Raw genomic sequence first — 23495 nt, forward strand, 5'->3', positions numbered from 1 at the left:
CTGCTCTTAATTATCAAGTAATTCTTTGCAAGAACTTTTCTATTATGCTAATTATATTTTTTGTATTTGATTCGTATTTCCTAAATTTCAAATTTTCAACTTGTTTTATCGCACTTTCGATATCGGTTATATCAGAAACTGCATAGATTATTTTTGAATTAGAGAACTGTTCTAATATTTCAGACTGATGATTATCTACATGCTCCCCAAATTCTTTTTTTCTAGGAACACCTATTACAACTTTCCCCTTTTTGACAGCAGTTATAATGGAGCCCGTCCCCCCATGTGTAATAATGATAGAACTCTTATCAATCATTTGCATAAATTCATCTTTATTAAGAAATGGTTTAAATGAATAGTAGTTTGGCTCGTATGTTGAATAGCCGATTTGGGCAAAAATTTCATCAGATTTAAGGACCTTTTTCTGAATTAAATGGTCTATCTCTTCTAATAGTCTATTAAATTGAAATTTCTGTGAACCAACAGTAACAAATATCAATAGATGCCCCCTCCATAAATTGCATTTGGATAAAATTCCTTCAAGTCTTCCCATTGAATGATAACTAAATCCGCAATCTTTGACATAATTTTTCCTGTTATCGTGGGAGTGCTAATTTTAGAGAAAGATTCTATAAAAATCACTTTAGTTTTAAAGAGTTTTGATATTAAGCAGATAGGGATAGTAGCTAAAGCACCCGTAGAGATTATAACCTCAGGCTTCTCTTTCCATAATATAATTAAAGATTTGATAATTAATATCAATAACTTAGCAACAAATAAAATCTCATGCCTATTAATTTGAGTTACATTATAAACCTTTATATTATTTGAATTAAATGTATATTTTGTTTTTTCAGTTAAGATAAAACTTTTATAACTATTCATTATTGGATAAAGCATCATTAGTTGCTCTAGATGTCCACCTGAAGATGCAGCAAAACATATTTTCACCATTCATCCCTCTTTCAACTGACAAGTAAAAAAGTCTCCCTAAAAAACTTAAGAGACGTTTCTAAATAATGCCAACTCACATTATTTTTTCAATTTTCCATATATTGATTTATAACTTAGCTTTTGCTCATAATCTCTATCAAAAAGCAACGGGGCATCTGGTTGCCCTGAATATTCTGGAATCCATGAATATTTATCAGTCACTCCCCAAGTTACCATTGCAGTACAATTAGAATACAGGAGACAGACATCTAAGATTTTTGAATACATCTCTGCTTGCTGCTGCAGCCTTTTTTTATAGGGTTTATCGCTATTTTGAATTGCTATATCCAATTCTGTAATATGAACTTCTAATCCTATGAGTTTATATCTATTAATATTCTCCTTAATCTTTTCCTCGTCTTTTGGGGACATGATGTCGGAGTGCATTTGAAATCCAACTCCGTCAATCGGCACTCCTCTTTTCATAAAATCTTCCAACATTCTAAAAATTGCATTCGACTTTTGATTTATCCCTTCATTACTATAATCATTATAAAATAGAAGAGCATTAGGATCAGCGTCATGAGCCCACCGAAAGGCTAATTCAATATACTCCGGTCCGATTGTTTGTAACCATATATTGTTCCTTAGTGTTCCATCATCATTAAATGCTTCATTTACAACATCCCAAGCATAAATTTTGCCTCCATAATGTTTTACAACTGTTTGAATATGATTTTTTAATATTAGAGAGAGTTCTTCCTTTGAATATTTTTCTTTACTAAGCCAGTCGGGGTTACTATGATGCCATACTAACGTATGACCTCTAACTTTCATGTCGTTTTCTTCAGCAAAATTCACCATTAGGTCTGGCAAAGAAAAATCATATGTATTTCTTTGTGGATGAATTCTTGAAAACTTCATATCATTTTCAATCGTTAACAAATTAAATTCATTTTTGAGTATGGTTTTATATTTGTCGTCATGTAAAAAAGGAGATGCTGAAACAGAGGCTCCTATTAAAAAATTTCTCTTGTCTGCCACCTCTCGTAAATAATGATTTTTTTCTCCATAAAGATACAAACAAAAGCATCCTGTAACAAATAATAAAATGAACAACAAAAACTTTCTAATTCTCAATAAAACACTCCCTTTTTTCTTCCGCTCCTTTTTACATAATTGATTAATATTTCTAACTATGAAATTCATGAGACTAATTAACCATAATCAGTTTCGTTAAGTGTTTCACTTATTTTTTTGAAGACAAAAATTATTATAAGACTACTAAAATGCACTATTAGGTGAAAAAATAACTTTTACCGTCTTACATATGATTTTCATGTCATTAATACAGGATCTTTCTTCCACATATTTCAAATCAAGTTCTACCATTTCTTTAAATCCTAGATCATTTCTTCCACTTACTTGCCAGAGCCCAGTACAACCTGGTTTTACCATCAACCTTTGTTTATCATATAATGAATATTCCTTAACTTCACGTGGAAGAGGTGGACGGGAGCTCATTTCACCCTTTAGTACATTTAATAATTGTGGAAATTCATCCATACTTGTTTTGCGAATGTATTTTCCAACTTTTGTAATACGGGGATCTTTCTTCATTTTAAACATGGCTCCTGACACTTCATTTAATAAGAGCAAATCTTCTAACCTCTCTTCTGCATCAGTTACCATTGATCTAAATTTATACATATAAAATTCTTTTTCATCTTTTCCTACTCTAACTTGTTTAAAAATTACTGGACCTTTTGGGTCTTCCATTTTAATCCAAATTGCAATTATCAAAAAAAGTGGAGATAATATAATAATCCCTAATAATGAACCAAAAATATCTGATAATCTCTTCATTATTAAATAGTGTACTTTAGAATTTACCTGACTGACTGTTAATAACTGATCAGGAATAGCTTTCTGCTTAACTGATGATCCCTCCAAAAAACAGCCTCCTCCTTACAAGCTAAATTCTTTCAACACTTTTTTTTGATTTTCTAAAAAGTGTATCACTTGGTCCTTGATTGTCTCATCCTTTAAAGCAAATTCAATAGTCGTTAAAATAAACCCTAACTTTTCTCCTACATCATATCGTTTCCCCTCAAAATCATAGGCAAAAACTCTCTGAATTTCATTTAACTTTTGTATTGCATCGGTTAACTGAATTTCTCCTCCTGCTCCTTTCTCTTGCTTTTCTAAAAACATAAATATTTCTGGAGTTAAAACGTAGCGACCCATAATTGCTAAGTTGGATGGAGCAGTTCCTGTCACCGGCTTTTCAACAAAATTATGAATCTCATAGCGCCTCCCTATCTGGTTACTAGGATCAACAATACCATAACGATGTGTCTCGCTTTCATGAACAGTCTGTACACCGATAACAGATGATAGAGTCTTTTCATATTCATTTATTAATTGTCTTAAACAAGGAGTTTCAGCTTGAATAATATCATCTCCTAACAAGACAGCAAATGGTTCATTTCCAATAAACTTTCTTGCACACCACACTGCATGACCTAATCCCTTCGGTTCTTTTTGACGAATATAGTGAATCTCTACTTTAGAAGGTGCTTGGACTTTCTCTAGCAGGTCAAATTTATGCTTTTCTATTAAATTATTTTCAAGTTCAAATGCATTATCAAAGTGATCTTCAATTGCACGTTTTCCTTTACCTGTTACGATAATGATATCCTCGATCCCTGATGCAACAGCCTCTTCAACAATATATTGAATTGTTGGTTTATCTACTATTGGCAACATCTCCTTTGGCATAGCTTTTGTTACAGGGAGAAATCTTGTACCAAGTCCAGCTGCTGGTATAATTGCTTTACGTACCTTTTTCATTTTTCCACCTCTCTAAATTGTTACGTATTGTCAAAACTTCTATAAGAAATAGGTTATAAAATATCTCCATAGAGGGCTTTATAGGCAAAAAAATTGCCACCCCCTAAATTCTTTGGATAATTGAGGTTACCACACACCCAACAACCAAGAATGGAAGTGACAATTTGTACCCTCAAATTATAACCTATTTATTAACTTTTATAAACTATCAAGAACAACTCATTCGAACATTGCTTACTTTATTGATTGGTAAAAGCATGTTCGATAAACCTACTGAACAGCCCGTAAATAAACCTTATCGAAAACTTCAAGTGGATGACCTTCCGGTCATTGAAGTTCTAGAACAGCTTGATTATCGAGTTCTTCTTAGTGAATATCTAGAGAAGAACGGGAAAGCTCTCAAACCTGTTCAAAGGCGTAAGAATGCAAAAGTTTCCGTACCTAAAGCCATGAACTGTCCAAAGTGTGGTGCTCCATCGGATTATCTTTATGCCAACAATGGAGATAAAGGTCAGTATCAATGCAAGGTGTGTACAGAACTTTTCAGTGAAAAGAACCGTTACTCTAAGGAGGCCATCCTGAAGTGTCCTCATTGTTCCAAGACTCTCGAGAAAATAAAAGAAAGAAAAGATTTTCACGTGTTTAAGTGCAAGAACAATGACTGTTCTTATTATCAAAAGAAGCTCAATGGGATGACTTCAAAAGAAAAGAAAAGGTTCAAAAAGGACCCTCAAGCATTTAAATTGAGATACATTTTCCGTCAGTTTTATATCGATTTCCAGCCGTTATCTAAGGAATCACCAGAACTGCCGGCCGTGGACTTATCAAAGATTTATGCATCCCCACATACATTAGGATTGATCCTAACCTATCATGTAAACTATGGCCTTTCGGCCCGTAAAACAGCTGCGATTATGCAGGACGTACACGGAGTGATGATTTCACATCAGACTGTATTGAACTACGAAAATAGCGTAGCTTTATTACTTAAACCTTATGTGGATCACTATCCCTATGAACTTTCAGACCAATTCTGCGGTGATGAAACGTATATCAGAGTAAACGGTCGATGGCATTATTTATTTTTCTTTTTTGACGCCGTGAAAAAGATTATTCTTTCGTATCCGGTGTCGCCTAATCGAGACACAGCAACAGCCATTCGAGCAATTGATGAGGTCTTAATCAAGATGAAAGAGATTCCAGAAAATCTGACCTTTGTGGTAGACGGGAATCCAATCTATCTTTTAGCCCAACATTTCTTCGCTCAACATGAGATTTTATTCGATGTGAAGCAGGTCATTGGATTAACCAATGAGGACCCTGTTTCAACCGAATATAGACCAATGAAACAAATAATTGAGAGACTTAACCGCACCTTTAAGGGCAATTATCGCTCCACTCATGGATTCGGCTCTGAACATGGTTCCATTTCATACGTCACCTTATTTACGGCCTACTTTAACTTTTTGCGTCCGCATGCCGCCTTAGAAGGAAAAGTGCCCGTAGTGAATCCAGAACTCAAGGGGCTTCCAACAATGCCAGCACGTTGGACAAAGCTCATTGGATTAGCACAACAATGGATAGTAGAACAAAGACAAGCCTAACTTTTTGTTTAGCTGAGCCCTTAAGCTAATTCAGCAATCGGCGGAGCGAACTCTTGACAAACCGAACTTGCCAATGGTTTAAAATGGAAACAACCAAGGGCTTATTTGGTATGCCTTCTTTTGTTCCCTTCGCCCTTGTTAAACAATCCACAAACCATTGGCGTGTTTGTCAAGAGAGATTGCGGCGCATCTCCATCCAGTAAATAGGAGAGAAGCTAACCCTTTAGGTAGTTTTCATAAATCTTTTGACACTACCAATTGTTAATCACCTAACCCTAAGTTAAAAAGAACAAAAAACGTTCATAATAAAGAACGTTTGAGCTAAAAAAATTTTCTTCTTTAATAAATATGAGAAATTTCTTTGATCCCTCTTCTCATTATGACTATTAGTATGTTTAACTTGACCAGGCTTGTAAATACTGTTTTGCAATTCTCTTATACCCATGTACTTCTTCAACGTACATTCTAGATTCATAACCTAGTTGGGCCAAGTTTTGCCTGTTATTCAATAAATATTCAAACTGACTAATAATTTGCTCAACATCCGGAGTTATATTGAAAACTGGGGATGATTGTACATTTAATTCTTGTAAAGCCTCTGGTTCCGCTCCACTCATTACAATTTTCCCTTTCGCCATCGAATATAAAGCATTCATACCATAGGTATATGCCTTACATTGATCAATCACGACATTTGATTTAGATATTACCTCTAAATATTCATTTAATGGTAAAAAGTCGGCATAAATCATTGTGACGTCATCTGGATATCTCTCTTGAAAAATCTTCATAGCTTTTACAATTGCATCTGTTCCTTTAACTTTAGGTCTGTTTGAAGCATGATAAAAAACCAATTTATTTTTTAGTGCGTTTTCATTATACTGAATTTTATCCGTGTTAATGGGCAAGGGTATAGTATTTTTAATTTTATTTGAATAGGGACCATTTCTATAACTCTCTGCATATTCCCACATTATAGGAATAATTCCATCCTGTTTACTAATAAACTTATGTTGCAAAATGAAGTCAAGTAGCGTTGTATGCTTTAATTTTGACTTTCTGAAATTTTCATATGATAAATACTCATCATAAGGTGAATATTTCATTTTCCCAGAAAAAAGAAATTTAAAAACCTCCACGTCGTCTCCTGCAGCTAAACAAAAGGTTTTTTTGTTGTTTTTATAAATTGATCCATATAACAAATTTGCTAATCTATGTGATAAATACGGATTGATAAATTGAACAATATCATATCCTCTCAAACTCTTTAAGATTTTATTTAGTTCGAAAAAACGAACAACTTTATTTTGAGATTTCCATGTTATGGATATATCACTATCAATATTTTTGTCTCCATCTCCACCTGAAACTACTAATGCTTCATGACCTAGTTCCACTAAACCTTCTTTTAAATTTTTATGAACCCCACTATATTCTCCCAACAATAGAATCTTACTCACGAAAACCACCTCCGAAAAAACTAAACAGATATTTACCCAATTAAGCGGTTTGTTTTAACTTTGAGTCATCTAAAACAAAAAGGGTTTTTGAAAACATCACAATCATTAAAACCATGTACGTAAAATAATTTAATGCATGAGCCTGTGTTACACCAATTAACCCATTCATATGAGTAAACAATACGGTCATTCCATAAAAATTCAATGCAAACAGTATCTCAGTAATAATAAATGTCTTAGTCATTGCTTTAGCAACCATTAAAAAAGACAATGTCCAACTTGCCATTTTAAAAAAATCTCCGATCAATTGGAACAGAAACAATGTTCTCATTTTAATAAATTCCGGAGTGAAAAGTACAACTATAATAAAATCTCTTAAAAAATATATTAATAGAGCTGAAGTAAAGACAAATGGTAAAATAATTTTATAACCAGATAATATCTCTTCTCTTATTTCGTTTTGCATTTGTAACTCTGATAACCTAGGCAGATAGTAAGTAGAGAAAGCAGTTGTTAATATCATTAAATACATTGTTGATATCATCCAAACTGATTGCCAATAACCAGCCTCTTCAATTGAAAAAGTATCTACTAAATAGTTTCTAATTAAGATTTGCGTAATTGTCACAGAAATCACTGAAACAATAGTCATTAAGGAGAATTTTAATAACCTTCGATAGTGTTTTTTTTCTACTACCTTAACAAATTGGAACTTAAATTCTACTTTTATTAGTGCAAGTGGTACTGTGATAAGTAAAATTATACCTTGGACAATAATCATTGACAGAAGAGCACCATATAATCCGTAACAAATGGTTAATAATGACGTTATTATAAGCGATAAAAGACTACTTGAGATATTTATAAAAATGAACAACTTTATTTTTTTTAGACCATTTATAATTGACAAGAACACCGTATTTAAGTTGATGAAAATCAATGTAATTCCTAGAAGCATAAATATTTTTTCATACTCTTCTGACTTTAAGATCCATGTTGAGAAATACGGACCTCCAAAAAAAATAATTCCTCCGACTATAATTGAAAATATAATTGTGATAATAAACCCTGCATTAATAACATCATTCCGTCTTTTATCATCACTTTCATTATATTCCGCTACATACTTTGTTACACCTGAGTTAATTGCCCCGTTTCCAATTGTGGTAACAAGAACAAGAAAATTTTGGAATTGACCTATTAAAGCAATTCCTGCTGGGCCAACATAACTCGCAATAATTTTATTAATTATTAAACTAGATAACATTTTAAAAATTGTTGATATTCCGGAAAGTAAACTAGTTTTTAGAAAGTTCATATTTTTACCTAATTTCTTATTAAAAATTATATTGCCTAGAAGCAATAAATTTCTTCATTAAAAAATTGTCTGAATGTCTCTTTTCTCCTCACTACACACATGTCGTTTTGATCGTATGCTAGAATAGCAGGTCTTTCTTTTATAAAGGGAGGATTAAACACAATTGTGTATGCTCCTACATTATCAAACATAATATAATCGTCCCTCTGTGGAATCTCTCCTATACAATTAGTAGCTAAGTAATCTTGCTCCATGCATGTATATCCAACAATATTATATTTTTGTTTACTGGGGTTATCTATCTTCTGTTGTTTTAAAATCTTCATTGGGAGATTCTTTTGATGTAACGTCGGTTTTATATTATGTGCACTACCATCAACTAAAACAAATACCTTATCTCTAATTTTTTTCACATCAATTACTCTAGTTACAAATACAAAAGCATTAGCAACCATAGATATTCCAGGTTCTAGAATCAATGTTGGTTTATTTTGATAATGACTAAATTCTTCATTCATGATCGCCCCCACTGCTTCAGCATATTCATCAAAAGTTGGTGCATGTTCTCTAAGAGATTTAGGAACCTCCCCAGAAATACCTCCGCCAATGTCTATATATTCTATATCAGTTAAATTATTTTCTTTTGCTGCTTTACACAGTCCTTGGGTAATTTTTGAATAAGTCTCAACACTTCTCTGTCTAGTGGAGAAATGAGCATGCAATCCCACAATTTTAACATTCTTCAATTGAGTTATTTCATTTATAGCATATTTTAAATTCCCATTTTCCACGCATATTCCAAATCTACTAATTTTATAATCATCTGTATGCAAATTAATACTGTTTTCCCAAATGTCAAAGTTTATTCGCAACCCTATTTTAACCTGTTTATTGGGGTTTCTATCACAATACTCTTTCACAAAATTAAATTCATAAATAGAATCTAAATTCACTTTACTTTCATTCTCTAAAGCATAATCGATATCCTCTTGACTTTTTAAGGGACCATTAAATACTATTCTTTTTGGATCAATTCCTATTTTTATAGCTAAGTCATATTCTAATCTTGAAACTACTTCGGAGTAGGCGCCACATCTTGATAATTCTTTACATAGATAAGGGAGATAGTTCGTTTTGTAAGAATATGCAATAATAAAATTATCATATTTTTTTTTAAAAGCATTATGAATTTTTTTGTAGTTTTCTTGGAGCTTTTTTACATCTAAAATAAAAAAAGATGAACCATAATCTTTCCTGAATTCAAATGACTTATCTACATTAAACAAATAATCTTCTATAGTAGTTTGAAATTCTAATTCTTTATTCTCATTTGTAGTTAAACTATACATAAATCTCCTCCTCAACTTGAACATTAATATATCGACCCATATTATGCATTTTATATCTTTGTTCTTCTAAAGAATCAAACTTTATAAAAATAAAACCAATTGCTTTATTTCCACTATTAAAAATGTCTATCTCGTCACCTTTATCTTTGTAAATGACTTTATATATAATTTTTTCTTTTATCTCATCAGAAAAATTAATATTTACTAATTTTCCTTTTTTTAGTGAGTGAATTGTATATGTAGAATAGTACCCCTCTTTTGGTGGTATAAAATTAAAACTCATTTCCTCATGATTACCTAATGCAGTTTCAACTGTTGCTTTTATAAAATCTATCCCAGTAATTGCTTTTAAAAATTCTGGAATTAAGTTCCCTCCATTCCTAGGGCCGATTTCTATGAAATAAACTTTATCGTTTTTCCCAAGTAACACTTCAAGATTCAAAGCACCATATTTTATATCTAACAATTTTAATATTCTGTTGAGTTCTTCACATACTATTTCCACTTTCTCTTGATTTATTAAAATAGGATAACTTTTCCCAACAGGAACATATGGATTTACCTCTGTATTTCTATGACAGTTTAAGAATCCACAGAATTCTAATTTTCCATCTTTGACAAATACATCTCCGCCAATTTGATAATCATGACTTCTTTCAATATACTCTTCAATGATTACTTCTTTTGATTTTGAATGAAAAGCTGCATTTTTAAAGGCACCTTCACATTCTTCTATTGAATCAATTCGAGATATCCCTTTACTCCCCGAAGAATCAATGGGTTTTACCATTAAAGGAAAATTAAATTGTTCTAGACCCTTCTTTGCTTCTTCGACTGTTTTATAGCTTTCTGCCTTTGGACAATGAAAACCATTTTTTTTTAAAAATTTTCTAAATAAGTCCTTTTGGACAAGAGTTAATACCGATTCAAACGGATTAGAAGGTAGATCCAATTTGTTTGCTACGTATGCAGCTGTTAAAGCGGCAGCATCACTAATATAGCCAATAATTCCGTCAATATGATTATCCTTAGCAACTTTCAAGACAGCTTCTTTATTATCTGTACTAACACAATGATACTCTTGTGAAAAGGGAATACCAGGGTTATCTGGAAGATAATCACAAAGTATAATGTAATATCCCTTCTCTTTAGCATATCTAATAACCGGTAATTGCTGTATAGAACCACCTAGAAACAAAATCTTTTTCATGGATTTGGCACCTCTAGTATCGAAAATTTTTAGCAACCTTATTTTAGATTGTTATAGACATTACAAAAGTTAGTTTTTACTTATTAATTATCTAGCTTAATTGAAAAGTATTAATAACTTCCACTATCCGCATTGTATCTTCTTTTGTTTGAACCGGAGAGATAGGTAAGCTTAGTACCTCATTATGAATTTGTTCCGAAATAGTATAACTGAGATCATTCCACTCCCTATAGGCTAATTGCTTATAAGGAGGAATAGGATAATGAATCAATGTTTGTATTTTTTGTTCTGTTAAGTACTTTTGAAGCTCTTCTCTTTCCTTGGTCCTTATGACAAACAAATGCCAAACATGAGATAACCCATCACTGTTTACAATCATTGGTAATGTGATATTTTTATTTTTTATATGTTCCATATAGTAGGATGCAATTTCTCTCCGTTTTTCATTATCATGATCTAAAGACTTCAGCTTCACACGCAAAATGGCCGCTTGAATTTCATCTAAGCGACTGTTTACTCCTTTATGAAGGTTTTCATATTTTACGTAAGAACCATAATTTCTTAATGCTCTGATTTTCTCAGCCAACTGAGAATCATTCGTAGTAATAGCACCACCATCTCCCAAAGCACCTAAATTCTTTCCAGGATAAAAGCTGAAACCAGCAGCATCTCCTAAATTCCCTGTTCTCTTGTTATGATAAACAGCTCCATGAGCTTGAGCAGCATCTTCTATTACTTTTAAATTATATTTTTTCGCAAGATGATTAATAGCTTCCATATTAGCCGCTTGCCCATATAAATGAACAGCCATGATTGCTTTTGTTCTCGATGTGATTTTTGCCTCTATTTTATCTGGATCCAGATTATAACTTTTTATATCGGGTTCAACTAATACTGGGATAGCTCCGTTAGCAGAAATAGATAAAATAGAAGCAATGTATGTATTTGAAGGAACAATCACTTGATCCCCAGAGCCAATTTCATATGCTCTTAAGATAAGTGTTAAAGCATCTAGTCCGTTGGCTACCCCAATACAATATTTTGTTCCACAGTACTCGGCAAACTCTTTTTCAAACAGTTCTAATTCCTCTCCAAGAATATACCAGCCACTGTTTATTACTTTATTGACGGCCTTCTCAATCTCAATTTGATAACTATTATTGACTGCTTTTAAATCTAAAAAGGTTAGCATTTTATATCTCCTTTATTTAACTAAGCTTAAATAATAACTCAATATCAATTAAGGTCATATTCAAAATATTGATAGACAACACCTCTTGCTCCAAAGCCTTGCTTTTGAAAGCTTAAACCTTCATTTAAAAAAAATCCCTGTTTTTCAACGGAAGTACCAAAGTCAAAATATCTAACATTTGAATATCTTTGATTTATTAAATAATCAAACAAAAAATCTAATGCAGAAATTTCTTTTCCTGATTGGTTTGCTGAAATATATTGCACATGAGCTACATTTTCAGTAATGTACATCAGGACTCCTGCCACGCATTCACCTTCCATATATACACTATAAAGCTCAATATTTTCTTTGAAGCGATTCTTTAGTTGAATTATTTCATTTAAAGTGTGTACAGGCTTTGTGTCATGTCTATATTCTAAATTTTCAGTTAATACTCTCCAAAAATCCTCGTAAGAATAGTCTTTTTTAATTTCTAAATTCCATTTTTTCGCTTTCTTTATACCTCTTTTTCTTAAAGTACTGAAAGGCAAGCAATTCTCCATTAGAATAGCTGATGAAATTCCACAACCAGTTAATTTAGCATTATGTCGAAACAAAGCATATTCATCCTCCTGAGCTGGTATACTCGAGTAGATATAAGGTATAGCTTTGTAAAATACTTTTTTTATATTTTTTTCTTCTCTTAAATATTGATTGAACCTATTAAAATAGATCATTACATCTTCTAGTTTTGTTTCAGGAAGTATTAAAAGCCCACCATACGTCAAGCCTTTGTGACTGTAAAAAAAATCCCCTTCTACATTACCGGGTAAAATCGCAACTATTTTATTTTTGGCATTTTTTAATATTAATGAACAATCATTAAACCTATCTAAGTGATAATGCATGTATTCTATCTTATGAAGAAATGTACCATTTTTTGACCTTTCAACAAAAGCATTCCAATCTTCTTTATCCTTTTCTTCAAACTCTTTAATAAATACCTCTTCCGAATTAATCAATTTATCATCCCTCAAAAACCTTATGTGTATTTTCAATCATCTGTAAAAAAACACCATAATCTCGAATATAATCAGCTTCATCATAATAGTCACTTGCTAGCACCATTAACACGCAATCCTCTGAAAAGTCATACATTTCACGCCACACCATTTTATTTACAATTAGTCCTTGGCTAGATTTATTTAACAGATGCTCCATTTTGGTTTCTCCATTATCTAGAACAACTCTACATGAACCACTCGTGCAAATAAGTACCTGCTTTAATTCTCTATGAGCATGAAACCCTCTTGGCAAATCATTGATGGTGTTGTAAATGTAATAAACTCTTTTTATTTCAAAGGGTATATTTTTAAGTGCTTCTAATGAAATTAACGAACCTCTATTATCTCCAATCACCGTAAAATTAATTAAGCAGTTGTCCATCTTCTTACTCCTGACTCAGTATATTTTTTGATATACCAATCCATTGTCTTTATTATACCGATATCAAAGGTATCTCTTGGTTTCCATCCGAGATCCTCTTCTATTTTGCTTGAATCAATTGCATATCGAAAATCATGTCCTGGTCGGTCTTGAACAAATTCAATTAAGTCTTTGTAACTACTTGTTTTCGGCATTATCCTATCAAGGTACAGGCAAATTGTATAGGCAATTTCCAGGTTGGTTCGCTCATTTTTACCACCAATTAAATACGTTTCTCCAGTCTTTCCTTTATGAAAGACAAGATCTATTGCTCTACAATGATCTTCTACGTAAAGCCAATCCCTAATATTTTGTCCATCCCCGTAAATAGGTAGCGGTTCTCCTTGTAAAGCTTTTCGAATCAGCGTAGGAATTAGCTTTTCATCATGTTGTTTCGGACCATAATTATTAGAACAATTAGATGTCACTACATTCATTCCATAAGTATGAAAATAACTTCTTACAATCATATCTGAACTGGCTTTACTTGCACTATAAGGACTGTTAGGAGCAAATGGTGTTCTTTCAGTAAAATATCCATCAGACCCTAAAGTACCATATACTTCATCTGTAGATATATGATGAAACCTTGATCGATCATAACCTTCTTTATATATAGATGTGTTTAACATCCAATGACTTCTTGCAGCTTCTAATAAATTAAGTGTTCCTAGTACATTTGTTTCTGTAAATGCAATAGGATTATTTATTGAATTGTCTACATGAGACTCTGCTGCAAAGTGTATGACATTTTGGATATCATAGTGTTTAAACAAATCTAGTAAAAACGACTGATTCCTAATGTCCCCTTTAATAAATTCATAGCGTTCATGTAATTGAATTTCTTGGAGATTCATAATATTACCTGCGTATGTTAACGCATCTAGATTAATAACATGATAATTGGGATATTTTTCTAATAAATAAGCGATAAAGTTTGAGCCAATAAATCCCGCTCCACCTGTAACTAATATATTATCTTTTTTCATAGGATACCAACCAGATTCCAAGTTGATTGCTTTGTTTCATTAGCAATATTCCATAAATAATTACCATATTCAGTTTTATTTAGTTGCCTTGCGAGATCAATCAGTTCTAATCTGTCAATATAACCCATTCGGTAAGAGATTTCTTCTAAACATGCCACTTTAAAACCTTGTCTCTTTTCAACTGTTTCAATAAAAAGCGAGGCCTCTAATAAAGAATTATGTGTTCCTGTATCCAACCAAGCAAAACCTCTACCTAACAATTCTACCTTTAATCTATTATTTTTCAGATAATACTTATTAATGTCAGTTATTTCTAATTCCCCCCGTATTGAAGGTGAAATGTTTTTTGCAATTTCCACTACCTCATTATCATAAAAATATAATCCTGTTACTGCAAAATCTGACTTTGGATTCTCGGGTTTTTCCTCAATGGATATGGCATTAAAATCTTGATCAAATTCCACTACACCAAAACGCTCAGGATCTTTTACGCGATAACCAAATACAGTTGCACCCTCTTTACGACTTGCAGCCCTTTGTAAAACAGCTGTAAAACCAGGACCAAAATAAATATTGTCACCAAGAATTAGTGCCACACTCTCTTTAGCAATAAACTCTTCTCCAATGATAAAGGCTTCAGCTAAGCCGTTAGGCTCCTTCTGAATTTTATATGTTAAGTTAATACCTAAAGAGCTACCATCTCCAAGTAACTGTATGAATCTTGGCAGATCTTCAGGGGTCGAAATAATTAATATTTCTTTTATGCCTGCTAACATTAAAACGGAAAGTGGGTAGTAAATCATTGGTTTATCAAATATAGGAAGCATTTGTTTCGAAATCGCTCTTGTAAGCGGGTACAATCTTGTGCCACTTCCACCTGCTAAAATAATTCCTTTCAATTCAAATCACCACTCTTTTTTATTTAGAATCCTAAACTACCATGTTTAATGAAGAATTTTATATCCTTAAATTAATACTTCCCAATAAATTAGTATAAGCAGAAAAGATGAGGTAAAACTATTTTATTATTAATTAACGTAAACAAATTCCTATTTTGTTCAGTCTTTTTTTCTGTGAAAATAAATTACTTGTTTAAACTTGATCAACTTTGATTAAGCTATAGATAATTAAATTTGGCAATAGGAAAGCAGAGCTACCGTACCTTACGGTTTCTCGTTTAACTTTTCTATTTTTTGTCTATAATGCTAATTTGAAGTTAACTCCTGGTAGGGTTCTTTGTTCTGAAGCATATGATAGACAATCGTAAGCATTCGATGCCCTATGGCAACGAGTGCTTTTTTCTTTCCTCTTCTCGCAGCCAACGACCAATATTTGATTCCCAACCTTTTATTACGACTCCTTGAAACAGCCCATGCAGCTTCGCACAATGCAGATTTAATATGTGGATTTCCTCTAACCGTTCTTGTACTTTTTCTTTTTCCTGCACTTTCATGATTTCCAGGTGACAACCCTGCCCATGAAGCGAGATGTTTAGAAGTTGGAAACTGTCCCATATCTACTCCAATTTCTGCAATGATGACTGCTGCTGTATCTTTTTTAATACCCGGCATTGTGATTAGAAGTTGAACCTCTTCCTGATAATCTAGTAAAATTTCATCGATCCTTTTCTCAATATCGGATATTAACGTTTCTAGATAGGTAATATGCATCCAGGATTGTTTAATTAGAAAAAGTTGATGGTCATTTAATGTACCGAATAATGAATCAGTAATCAATTGTTTTTTATGAGCCATTCTTCCATGTATCTTTTTTTCAACTTCTTCCTGATCAATAAAACCTTCAAATATTAGTTGTTCTAAGAGTTTCCTTCCTGAAACACCAAATACATCTGAAATAACTGTACTTAATTTAATGTTTGAAGTCTCTAACACTTTTTGAATTCGGTTCTTCTCAGATGTCATGTGCCCAATCCATTTCTTTCTAAGCCGTGTCAAATCTCGTAGATTTCGAAAGTCTTCTGGAGGGACAAAGCTTTTTTCAATTAGTCCATGTCTTAATAATTTGGCTATCCATTCTGCGTCCGAAACATCTGTCTTCCGACCTGGAACGTTTTTAATTCTTTGTGCATTAGCCAAAGTAATGTCAAAAAAATCTTCTAAGATGTTGTAAACTGGTTTCCAATAAACTCCCGTACTTTCCATTGCAATATGAGTAACTTCTTTTTCTTCTAACCATTTAAGAAGACGAAATAAATCCTTGGTTAAAGTTGGGAAAGTTTCAATCACTTTTTCCATATCAGTTTCTGAATCACCTAGTAATACACAAGCAACAATGGTTTCTGAGTGAACATCCAAACCGGCACAACATTTGTGTAAAGTCTCCACTTTATTCACCTTCGATAAGATTATTCCACAAACAGTGGAATGAATTTGAAATTAGACATTTTTCTGTTCGTAGTCATCTCTTAGAAAGAGAGCTAACAATAGGTTGTACACCAAATTCATTCCAACAGTTTTATTTACAGGGTAAAACCACCAATAAAAGACACGTTATATACTCACTGTTTGTGGTATCTACATTATGGGAGAGGGGAACCATTTTCATTCCTAGGTTGAGAGCGAAAGATCATAATTGTTTTATTTGCTTAAATACTAATTTGATTACTCTTTAACTTAGACAATTTAGAATAGTTAGCTTTATACAAATCATGTTGATTTGTATTCCTATTAATGTAACATCCTGCTCCAATTAACGTATAATTAGCAATTACTAACCCATCACGTAATGTAGCATTAACACCGATAAAACAGTTATCTCTAATAGTAACATTTCCACTAATTACTACATGTGAAGTAATAAAATTATTATTTCCTATTTCTGTATGATGTCCAATATGATTTCCACTCCACAAGACATTATTTTCACCAATTTCTACAAAAGGCTGAATATTATTATTTTCAAGTATAAAACAATGTTCACCTACCTTGACATTACTAGAAATATTGGCTTTAGTACTTATATAGCTCGCTAAACGAAACCCTTTTTCCTTCGCTTCTTTAATTTTACTCTCTCTAACCTCATTCATCTTTGTATAGGTTAAAGCAGCAAAAAAATAAACATCATCAGTAGATAATTGATTTTCGATGTTCTCGAAATTGTATACTGGGAGTCCACAATATTCATTACAACCAATGTACCCTGCATCCACCGTAAATCCCACTACTTCATAATCTGAATCCATTGTAAAAAAATAATGAGCTAACTCTGCTGTCTTCCCGGTTCCAAAGATAACCAACTTCTTCATAAATTCCCCCCCTAAATTATCTGTAAAGTAAAGATACATATTTGAGGCTAAATTGCTGATTTTTTGATTAATTGTACCTTCCATAGTAATTAGTCTCAGTATACTTAACTCCATTTTCGACGACACCAATCAATCGAGATTCAGCTTTTTCTAAAAGCTCTTTTGCTTTTTGTGCTTTATCTTTCTTAGTCTTTCCACGTTTCACCACCATAACAATACCATCACATTTATTTGCAATAATTTGCGGATCTGTAACAGTAATAACGGGTGGTGTATCAATAACAACGTAATCGAAAGTCGCTTTTAGTTCTTTGATTACTGACTCCATAGCCTTTGAGTCTAATAGTTCTGAAGGGTTCGGAGGAATGGGACCACATGTTAATATGTCAAGGTCTGGAACGTAGGTGCTACTAATTGCACCATTTAAGCTGATTTTCTTTGTTAATACACTTGTTAACCCATCGATATTACTAGAATTAAAAGTAAAATGAATAGAGGGTTTTCTTAAATCTGCATCAACAAGGACTACCTTCTTTCCCTGCTGTGCAAGAACAACTGCCAGGTTAGCAGCTGTCATAGATTTTCCTTCACCTGGTTCAGATGAAGTAATCATAATAGATTTAAGCTCTTTATCTACTGAGGAATACATAATACTGGTCCTAATATGCCGATATTGTTCAGTAATAGCCGTATTAGGATTACTATGTGCAATTAATTGAATTGTACTTTTCCCTCTATGCTTCAATTTTTGATTCAAGAGCTTCACCTCCTAGTGCCTTTGCTTTAGAACTTTTTTTATGAGAAACTTCTGGAATAGACCCTAAGACAGGGAGTCCAAGATATGATTCGATATCATGGCTATTTTTAAATGTATTATCTAGGTACTCCATTAAAAAAATTATTCCAAAGCTAATCATTAAGCCAATGACCAATGCAATAGTAACATTCAATACATGTTGTGGCTTTAAAGGTGTAGGGTTCTCATTTAGTTTAGCTTTCGCAAGAATACTAACGTTATCAACATTCATAATTCCAGTAACATTTTGTTGGAATGTTTCAGATACAGTATTTGCAATTTCGACTGCCTTTCTTGGATTTACATCTTCAACGAATATCGAAAAAACCTGCGAGTTTGCTTGACTGTTTATGGAGATATTACTATTTAGCTCCTCAACACTTTGTGATAGACTAAGTTTATCAATTACTTTGTCTAAAATTACAGGACTCTTTATAATATCGCTATAGGTATTAATTAAATCTACATTACTCCTTAATAAATTAGCATCTAACTGATTCTGCGTGTCTTTTTGATTTACTAGTAGTTGTGTAGATGCCTGATAAATTGGTGTTAATAAGAAAATTGAAATAGCACCACTAACTAGGGATGCAATTAAAGGAATAAGAACAATTAAGATCCAGCGTTTTTTTAGGGTATGAAACATAGCCCTTAAACTAATTTCATCCATTTTTTCCTCCACAAATATAGTCGTGTGAATCAAAACATTATATTTCACCTTTTTAATTGACCAAAAGAAATGTAGTATTTGATAATAAAAGGATTAAATATTAAGTTCTAGATATACAAGTTAAACTAGGGCATCTAACCCCTCCTCACATTACACTCTCGACAACTTGTGTCTAAGGTCAAAGATCATTAACCCACAGCATAACCGAGTACCTCCATTGACAATGGTAAGGAGATATCACCAAACTAGTATGTATAATTTTTTTCTTAATACTAACTGCTTACCACTACATCTCAATTATGTTCTCATTAAAGAACAAAACGATATACCTTTATTTAACTATATATGTATATACTGTAATTCATGTGATCATATGTAATCTTTTGGATTAGGTCTATTTTCATAATAGTACTTTATAAAGAACAAGTCAATGAACTTTTTTATTTTTGTAAAGAGAGGTATGTCTGGGTAATTAAATCCATTTCCATTATCTCCTATTGTTACTCCGACAATAGTGTCTTTATTCGAGTTGAAGTTTTTTTCACCCTCTAATTTATAAACAGAAATGATGAATTTTGTGTTTCATTTACTTCATAAGATTCTACCTCGCTCACACCATTTTTGACAAAAATTAATGCGTGAATCTCATATCCTTCACCCGTCTTCTTTCATGAAAACAATAGGGTATAGAATTGATCTTCTGTTGTAATGGGACTATATATATTAGACACATTATTTTTATTTCTATTTTTTATTATAATGTTTAACAACTAAATGAAGCTGATGATCATTTGAAAGCGAGATCACGTAATAACTAAGTATTTCTCTCCAACATTGATTTCTCTCTGCTTGTCATTTATGTTGTACTGATCGACATTTTAGATTGAGTGAGTTCAGAAGTACATCCAATAAGCAGGATACGTAATTGATCTTCTTCAATCTCCTCTATTATCTCCAAAGCTGTCAGAGGAATCATTTGCATCATGGTGATCATGCTTGTGGTGGGAATCACCAATAAAAAATGTTGGGATAAAGGACAATTTTCCCTTTCTATTCTTACTATTTTTCCTCGATTTTGTTCCAATTCCAACTGCTAGCCCAATGAAAAGAAGTGTAATAAATATTAACAACGTAATAAAACCTATCACTACTATTTCCCCCTTATTATTTTCTTTCTTCTTTCCCTCTTACTCCCTCCATATGATTAAACCTCTCAACCTATGTATGAATTTCAATGTATTGGTAAAAATATGTAGCAAGGATGGTGTTCATAGGTGAAGAAATGGATATTTTTTCTTACAATACTGTACGGATTAACAGCAACACAGGTTTCATTTTCGCCTGAAGTTCATGCTGTTTCTCAAAAAACATGGGAAGATGTTGCAGTAAAAGAAACAAAAAAACGTTACCCATTATCACAGGTATTGTTTTCTCAAAAGATTTGGGACAAAAAGAAGAAGGATTTTACAGTTAAGCAATATCGCTTAACATTACGTGAAGGTATGGACGATTTTGCTGTCTATACAACCATAACATATGATTCAAAAACTGGTGAAATTAAAAAGATTCAGGTTGTACCGGAGGCATAGGTGGTGCCTGTCACTTCCCGATATTTGTAAAATAATGTCGACCGGATTAGCTCTGTCATATAAATTAACTTTAATGACAGAGTATTTTTATGTTGCTAGTAAAAAGAAAAACAGCACAGTTTTTATAACTGCACTGTTCTCTTACCTCTTTATCGATCTTTTTTCTTATTCATTAACAATCTTACTGCAAAAGGCAAAACACCTAACCAACGATTACTGTAATAAGAAGAGGATGCATCAAGATCCTTGCGTTCCTGCCGTTGCTGTTTTCTTGTTTCTTTAGGCGTGTCCATAAATTTCACAATTTGTTGTGTAACATACTTAACGTAATCATTTGTAGACAAGGTAAAACACCTCAATTATTAATGGTATCTACCTCTATTTATTTCCAAAGTTCTAAGCATTTAATCGTATACTTATTTCATTCACAATATCTTCAATACTTTTTTGTGCCGTTTCAATTAACAAAGTACAATCTTCATAAAAGCTTACTCGTGATTGATATAAATCAGTAAGCTCTAGTTTTGATTTTTTACTTGCTAAAGGTCGACTTTTATCTGAGTGAACACGTTCGTAGATTGTATCAATATCTGCATGAAGCATCACGATCCTACCATGTTCTTTCATCCAAGCTCTATTTTCTTCCTTAATAACAATCCCACCGCCGGTTGTAATAATAATGTCCTTTGTTGGAAGTTCTTTTAAGACTTTCGTTTCTTGATCGCGAAAGAAGGCTTCACCATATTCTTCAAATATTTCTTTAATGCTTTTATTTAATTTTTTTACGATTTCTTGATCTGTATCAATAACAGGAAGTTGCATGTTTTGTGAAAGTTGTTGACCAACTGTTGTTTTTCCTGCTCCCATAAATCCAGTTAAATATATTGCTTCCAAAACCAGTTCCTCCACGTTTTCTTTCTACAATACCATAATTTTTAATATTCAGACCATAAAATCATTTCATTTATTGAAGAATCATATTGATAAGATGCTGTATATTCTTTTCCTTCATTTGTTTGACATGTGATAGAAACATGAAAAATCAGTGGTGAGACTTCCTGAACTAGGTAATTATATTGACCATTAAACGTGTTCACTGATATCTGTTCATTAAGTAAAGCAGTTCCATCCTTCACTTCCAATAGTGACCTTTCAACTGCAACTTGCATGATTGAATCAAGAGCATAATATTGTTTTGTTTCTTCATAAAAATTCTTTTCATTTACTAAGGACATTGAGATATGTGCTGTTATTAGTAAACAGAAAAACACGACCACCATCATACTTGGCAAAATGAACCCTTTTTCGTCCTTCATACTTTAACTAATTCCTTATACGTTCTAAATGTATAAGTGTAGACTTTCCCAGCCTCACTTATGACAGAAAGTTGAATACCCCTGTCAACCTGGTGAAAAGTCATTGTTTTTACTTTTAAAAGGAGGATTTCATGGCCTCTGTCAGCTATTTGTCTACGAATTAGGTTTTTATAGTGATTAATACTAACATGTTGTCCAGTATTATTAGTGAACGTTAATTCTGTATCCTGAATGGTAATGTTACTTGATTCTTTAAATTCCCTATGAAGTTGAATAATAAAAAGTTCCCATTCAAATGGTCTTAAGTCTTCAGGATGTTGAGAATGAGAAATTAAAAAGTGAAAAATAATGGTGAGAGTTGAAATAATGAAGGAGTAAATGAAAAAGGTTAGAAGCATATTCAAAAACGTATACCCCCGTTCGTTAAGATACAAGAAGGCAAACCGATTTTGTTTTTTTATACAAACTTGTCCATTCCATACAAGCCTTTTGATCCGCACCTTCCTCCTTCCATATTAAGTGATAAATCACAGAATCTTTTTCAATATCTTCGTTTACCTTGTCAAAGTCCGAAAAAGCTACCGATTGAATTTTCTCGTGTAATAATTTCAATGCATCAGAAGTTTGTTTTGTTGTAACTCGCTCTTGTGTGATAAGAACAAGCTGAGGGATAAGGATGGAGACTATTAATATCCACATACTAAATGCTGTGATTGTTTCAGCTAATGAATAGCCTTTATAGTTCTTGAAGAGCAAAACGACCCTTTCCAAGATAAAAAACCACCTTATAAGACTGATTGTAATAGGTAATGTGCATAGTTCCACTTGCTCGAATTGATCCGTTAGGATTATAAGTGATTCGGTTTGAAAATACTTCAGCCTCAAGTTTAATTCTGCTGTCATACTTTCTTTCAATAAGAATTGACCCAAGCTTTGTCCCTTCAATTGTATATTTGTTCTGACTCGGTACAAATACTATATATGCTCTTTCTTCATTTATCAGTGCGTGTTGCTGTGCATACATGACATCTTTTTCAAATGTATCTAAAAAAGTATCTAATACTTTTTGATTATAAATAGGGACAATATTCGCAATAAAAATCAAGCTCATACTGCTTACAATGGCCAACACAAGAACTGTTTCTAAAAGAGTAAAGCCATTTTTATTAATCTGCAGCCGGTGCTCCCCCATCAGAAACCACTCCATCTGCGGCAATTACAACCGTATTTCCATTTGGACATACTGGTGTGTTTCGTAAATAACCACCTGTTTCTAATTCTCCTACTGTAGGTATTTTTTTATGATCAATTTGATAAGATGTTACTTGAGCCTGCACCATATTAATAAGCCCATCACAGCCTTTTTTTTGAATACTGCTATTATGCTTCGTGACATTTGGAATCGTAATAAGCAGCAATACTGTAATAACGAGTAATACAATTAACATTTCAATTAACGTAAATCCTTTTTCATTCTTCATCGT

Annotated in this window: 28 protein-coding genes; 2 read left to right on the forward strand and 26 right to left on the reverse strand. The window is 32.6% G+C overall.

The window, feature by feature from the left end; all coding sequences use genetic code 11:
* Positions 1-13: 13 nt before the first annotated feature.
* The 5 genes from pssE to galU form a co-directional block, all read right to left on the reverse strand.
* Positions 14-499 (reverse strand): PssE/Cps14G family polysaccharide biosynthesis glycosyltransferase, encoded by a 486-nt coding sequence (gene pssE / locus LPC09_RS17225; protein ID WP_098797445.1) that lies wholly within the window; start codon positions 497-499, stop codon positions 14-16.
* The gene (gene pssD, locus LPC09_RS17230; RefSeq protein WP_231307879.1) at positions 496-954 is read right to left on the reverse strand and encodes a PssD/Cps14F family polysaccharide biosynthesis glycosyltransferase; all 459 of its coding nucleotides are present in this window, start codon (positions 952-954) and stop codon (positions 496-498) included. The genes pssE and pssD overlap by 4 nt, the downstream gene beginning before the upstream one ends.
* Before the next feature lie 78 nt (positions 955-1032).
* A complete protein-coding gene (locus tag LPC09_RS17235; RefSeq protein ID WP_231307880.1) occupies positions 1033-2073 on the reverse strand; it encodes an endo-1,4-beta-xylanase in 1041 nt (346 codons plus the stop codon).
* A gap of 144 nt (positions 2074-2217) precedes the next feature.
* Positions 2218-2886 (reverse strand): sugar transferase, encoded by a 669-nt coding sequence (locus LPC09_RS17240; protein WP_442919995.1) that lies wholly within the window; start codon positions 2884-2886, stop codon positions 2218-2220.
* 15 nt (positions 2887-2901) lie between these two features.
* On the reverse strand, positions 2902-3786 hold the full coding sequence (galU, locus tag LPC09_RS17245; RefSeq protein WP_098797447.1) for a UTP--glucose-1-phosphate uridylyltransferase GalU: 885 nt from the start codon (positions 3784-3786) through the stop codon (positions 2902-2904).
* 164 nt (positions 3787-3950) lie between these two features.
* Between galU and LPC09_RS17250 the strand changes: the two genes are divergently transcribed.
* The gene (locus LPC09_RS17250; RefSeq protein ID WP_098795475.1) at positions 3951-5390 is read left to right on the forward strand and encodes a DDE-type integrase/transposase/recombinase; all 1440 of its coding nucleotides are present in this window, start codon (positions 3951-3953) and stop codon (positions 5388-5390) included.
* A gap of 395 nt (positions 5391-5785) precedes the next feature.
* On the opposite strand, the gene LPC09_RS17255 is transcribed toward LPC09_RS17250, so the two are convergent.
* From LPC09_RS17255 to LPC09_RS17320, 14 genes are all read right to left on the reverse strand, one after another.
* Positions 5786-6850: a glycosyltransferase family protein gene (locus LPC09_RS17255; protein WP_098797448.1), complete on the reverse strand. Its 1065-nt coding sequence runs from the start codon at positions 6848-6850 to the stop codon at positions 5786-5788.
* A 40-nt stretch (positions 6851-6890) separates the two neighbouring features.
* Entirely contained in the window at positions 6891-8168 is a 1278-nt protein-coding gene (locus LPC09_RS17260; RefSeq protein WP_098797457.1) for an O-antigen translocase, read from the reverse strand.
* A 35-nt stretch (positions 8169-8203) separates the two neighbouring features.
* Positions 8204-9517: a type III PLP-dependent enzyme domain-containing protein gene (locus tag LPC09_RS17265; protein WP_231307881.1), complete on the reverse strand. Its 1314-nt coding sequence runs from the start codon at positions 9515-9517 to the stop codon at positions 8204-8206.
* Positions 9510-10727 carry an ATP-grasp domain-containing protein gene (locus tag LPC09_RS17270; RefSeq protein ID WP_098797449.1) on the reverse strand — a complete coding sequence of 406 codons (1218 nt, stop codon included), beginning with the start codon at positions 10725-10727 and terminating at the stop codon, positions 9510-9512. The genes LPC09_RS17265 and LPC09_RS17270 overlap by 8 nt, the downstream gene beginning before the upstream one ends.
* Positions 10728-10818: 91 nt before the next feature.
* Positions 10819-11919, reverse strand: coding sequence for a DegT/DnrJ/EryC1/StrS family aminotransferase (locus tag LPC09_RS17275; protein ID WP_098797450.1), 1101 nt, complete (start codon positions 11917-11919; stop codon positions 10819-10821).
* 44 nt (positions 11920-11963) lie between these two features.
* Positions 11964-12923 carry a GNAT family N-acetyltransferase gene (locus tag LPC09_RS17280; RefSeq protein ID WP_098797451.1) on the reverse strand — a complete coding sequence of 320 codons (960 nt, stop codon included), beginning with the start codon at positions 12921-12923 and terminating at the stop codon, positions 11964-11966.
* A gap of 4 nt (positions 12924-12927) precedes the next feature.
* Entirely contained in the window at positions 12928-13347 is a 420-nt protein-coding gene (locus tag LPC09_RS17285) for a sugar 3,4-ketoisomerase (RefSeq protein WP_098797452.1), read from the reverse strand.
* A complete protein-coding gene (rfbB, locus tag LPC09_RS17290) occupies positions 13332-14375 on the reverse strand; it encodes a dTDP-glucose 4,6-dehydratase (protein WP_098797453.1) in 1044 nt (347 codons plus the stop codon). Before rfbB ends, LPC09_RS17285 begins: the two co-directional genes overlap by 16 nt.
* Entirely contained in the window at positions 14372-15274 is a 903-nt protein-coding gene (rfbA, locus tag LPC09_RS17295) for a glucose-1-phosphate thymidylyltransferase RfbA (RefSeq protein WP_098797454.1), read from the reverse strand. The genes rfbB and rfbA overlap by 4 nt, the downstream gene beginning before the upstream one ends.
* Before the next feature lie 306 nt (positions 15275-15580).
* Entirely contained in the window at positions 15581-16720 is a 1140-nt protein-coding gene (locus tag LPC09_RS17300) for an IS110 family RNA-guided transposase (RefSeq protein ID WP_231307882.1), read from the reverse strand.
* Between the two features lie 260 nt (positions 16721-16980).
* Complete coding sequence (locus LPC09_RS17305) at positions 16981-17640, reverse strand: acetyltransferase (RefSeq protein ID WP_231307883.1); 660 nt, start codon at positions 17638-17640, stop codon at positions 16981-16983.
* 67 nt (positions 17641-17707) lie between these two features.
* A complete protein-coding gene (locus tag LPC09_RS17310) occupies positions 17708-18406 on the reverse strand; it encodes a CpsD/CapB family tyrosine-protein kinase (protein WP_442919996.1) in 699 nt (232 codons plus the stop codon).
* Positions 18375-19106: a YveK family protein gene (locus tag LPC09_RS17315; RefSeq protein ID WP_098799163.1), complete on the reverse strand. Its 732-nt coding sequence runs from the start codon at positions 19104-19106 to the stop codon at positions 18375-18377. Before LPC09_RS17315 ends, LPC09_RS17310 begins: the two co-directional genes overlap by 32 nt.
* 935 nt (positions 19107-20041) lie before the next feature.
* Complete coding sequence (locus LPC09_RS17320) at positions 20042-20254, reverse strand: hypothetical protein (protein WP_098799162.1); 213 nt, start codon at positions 20252-20254, stop codon at positions 20042-20044.
* 126 nt (positions 20255-20380) lie between these two features.
* Here LPC09_RS17320 and LPC09_RS17325 point away from each other — a divergent pair, with 126 nt between their 5' ends.
* On the forward strand, positions 20381-20695 hold the full coding sequence (locus LPC09_RS17325) for a DUF3889 domain-containing protein (protein WP_121662817.1): 315 nt from the start codon (positions 20381-20383) through the stop codon (positions 20693-20695).
* A 149-nt stretch (positions 20696-20844) separates the two neighbouring features.
* On the opposite strand, the gene LPC09_RS17330 is transcribed toward LPC09_RS17325, so the two are convergent.
* The 7 genes from LPC09_RS17330 to comGC are packed head-to-tail and all read right to left on the reverse strand — an operon-like array spanning position 20845 to position 23492.
* Positions 20845-21039, reverse strand: a complete 195-nt coding sequence (locus LPC09_RS17330) for a YqzE family protein (protein WP_231307885.1) — start codon at positions 21037-21039, stop codon at positions 20845-20847.
* A gap of 52 nt (positions 21040-21091) precedes the next feature.
* Positions 21092-21589 carry a shikimate kinase gene (locus LPC09_RS17335; protein WP_231307886.1) on the reverse strand — a complete coding sequence of 166 codons (498 nt, stop codon included), beginning with the start codon at positions 21587-21589 and terminating at the stop codon, positions 21092-21094.
* A gap of 41 nt (positions 21590-21630) precedes the next feature.
* Entirely contained in the window at positions 21631-22011 is a 381-nt protein-coding gene (gene comGG, locus LPC09_RS17340; RefSeq protein WP_231307887.1) for a competence type IV pilus minor pilin ComGG, read from the reverse strand.
* Complete coding sequence (gene comGF / locus LPC09_RS17345; RefSeq protein WP_269217398.1) at positions 22008-22511, reverse strand: competence type IV pilus minor pilin ComGF; 504 nt, start codon at positions 22509-22511, stop codon at positions 22008-22010. Before comGF ends, comGG begins: the two co-directional genes overlap by 4 nt.
* On the reverse strand, positions 22435-22782 hold the full coding sequence (gene comGE / locus LPC09_RS17350) for a competence type IV pilus minor pilin ComGE (protein ID WP_231307888.1): 348 nt from the start codon (positions 22780-22782) through the stop codon (positions 22435-22437). Before comGE ends, comGF begins: the two co-directional genes overlap by 77 nt.
* Positions 22748-23203: a competence type IV pilus minor pilin ComGD gene (gene comGD / locus LPC09_RS17355; RefSeq protein WP_231307889.1), complete on the reverse strand. Its 456-nt coding sequence runs from the start codon at positions 23201-23203 to the stop codon at positions 22748-22750. The genes comGE and comGD overlap by 35 nt, the downstream gene beginning before the upstream one ends.
* Positions 23178-23492: a competence type IV pilus major pilin ComGC gene (comGC, locus tag LPC09_RS17360; RefSeq protein WP_231307890.1), complete on the reverse strand. Its 315-nt coding sequence runs from the start codon at positions 23490-23492 to the stop codon at positions 23178-23180. Before comGC ends, comGD begins: the two co-directional genes overlap by 26 nt.
* Positions 23493-23495: the final 3 nt, after the last annotated feature.

Source organism: Metabacillus sp. B2-18 (genome assembly GCF_021117275.1).
Taxonomy (GTDB): domain Bacteria; phylum Bacillota; class Bacilli; order Bacillales; family Bacillaceae; genus Metabacillus.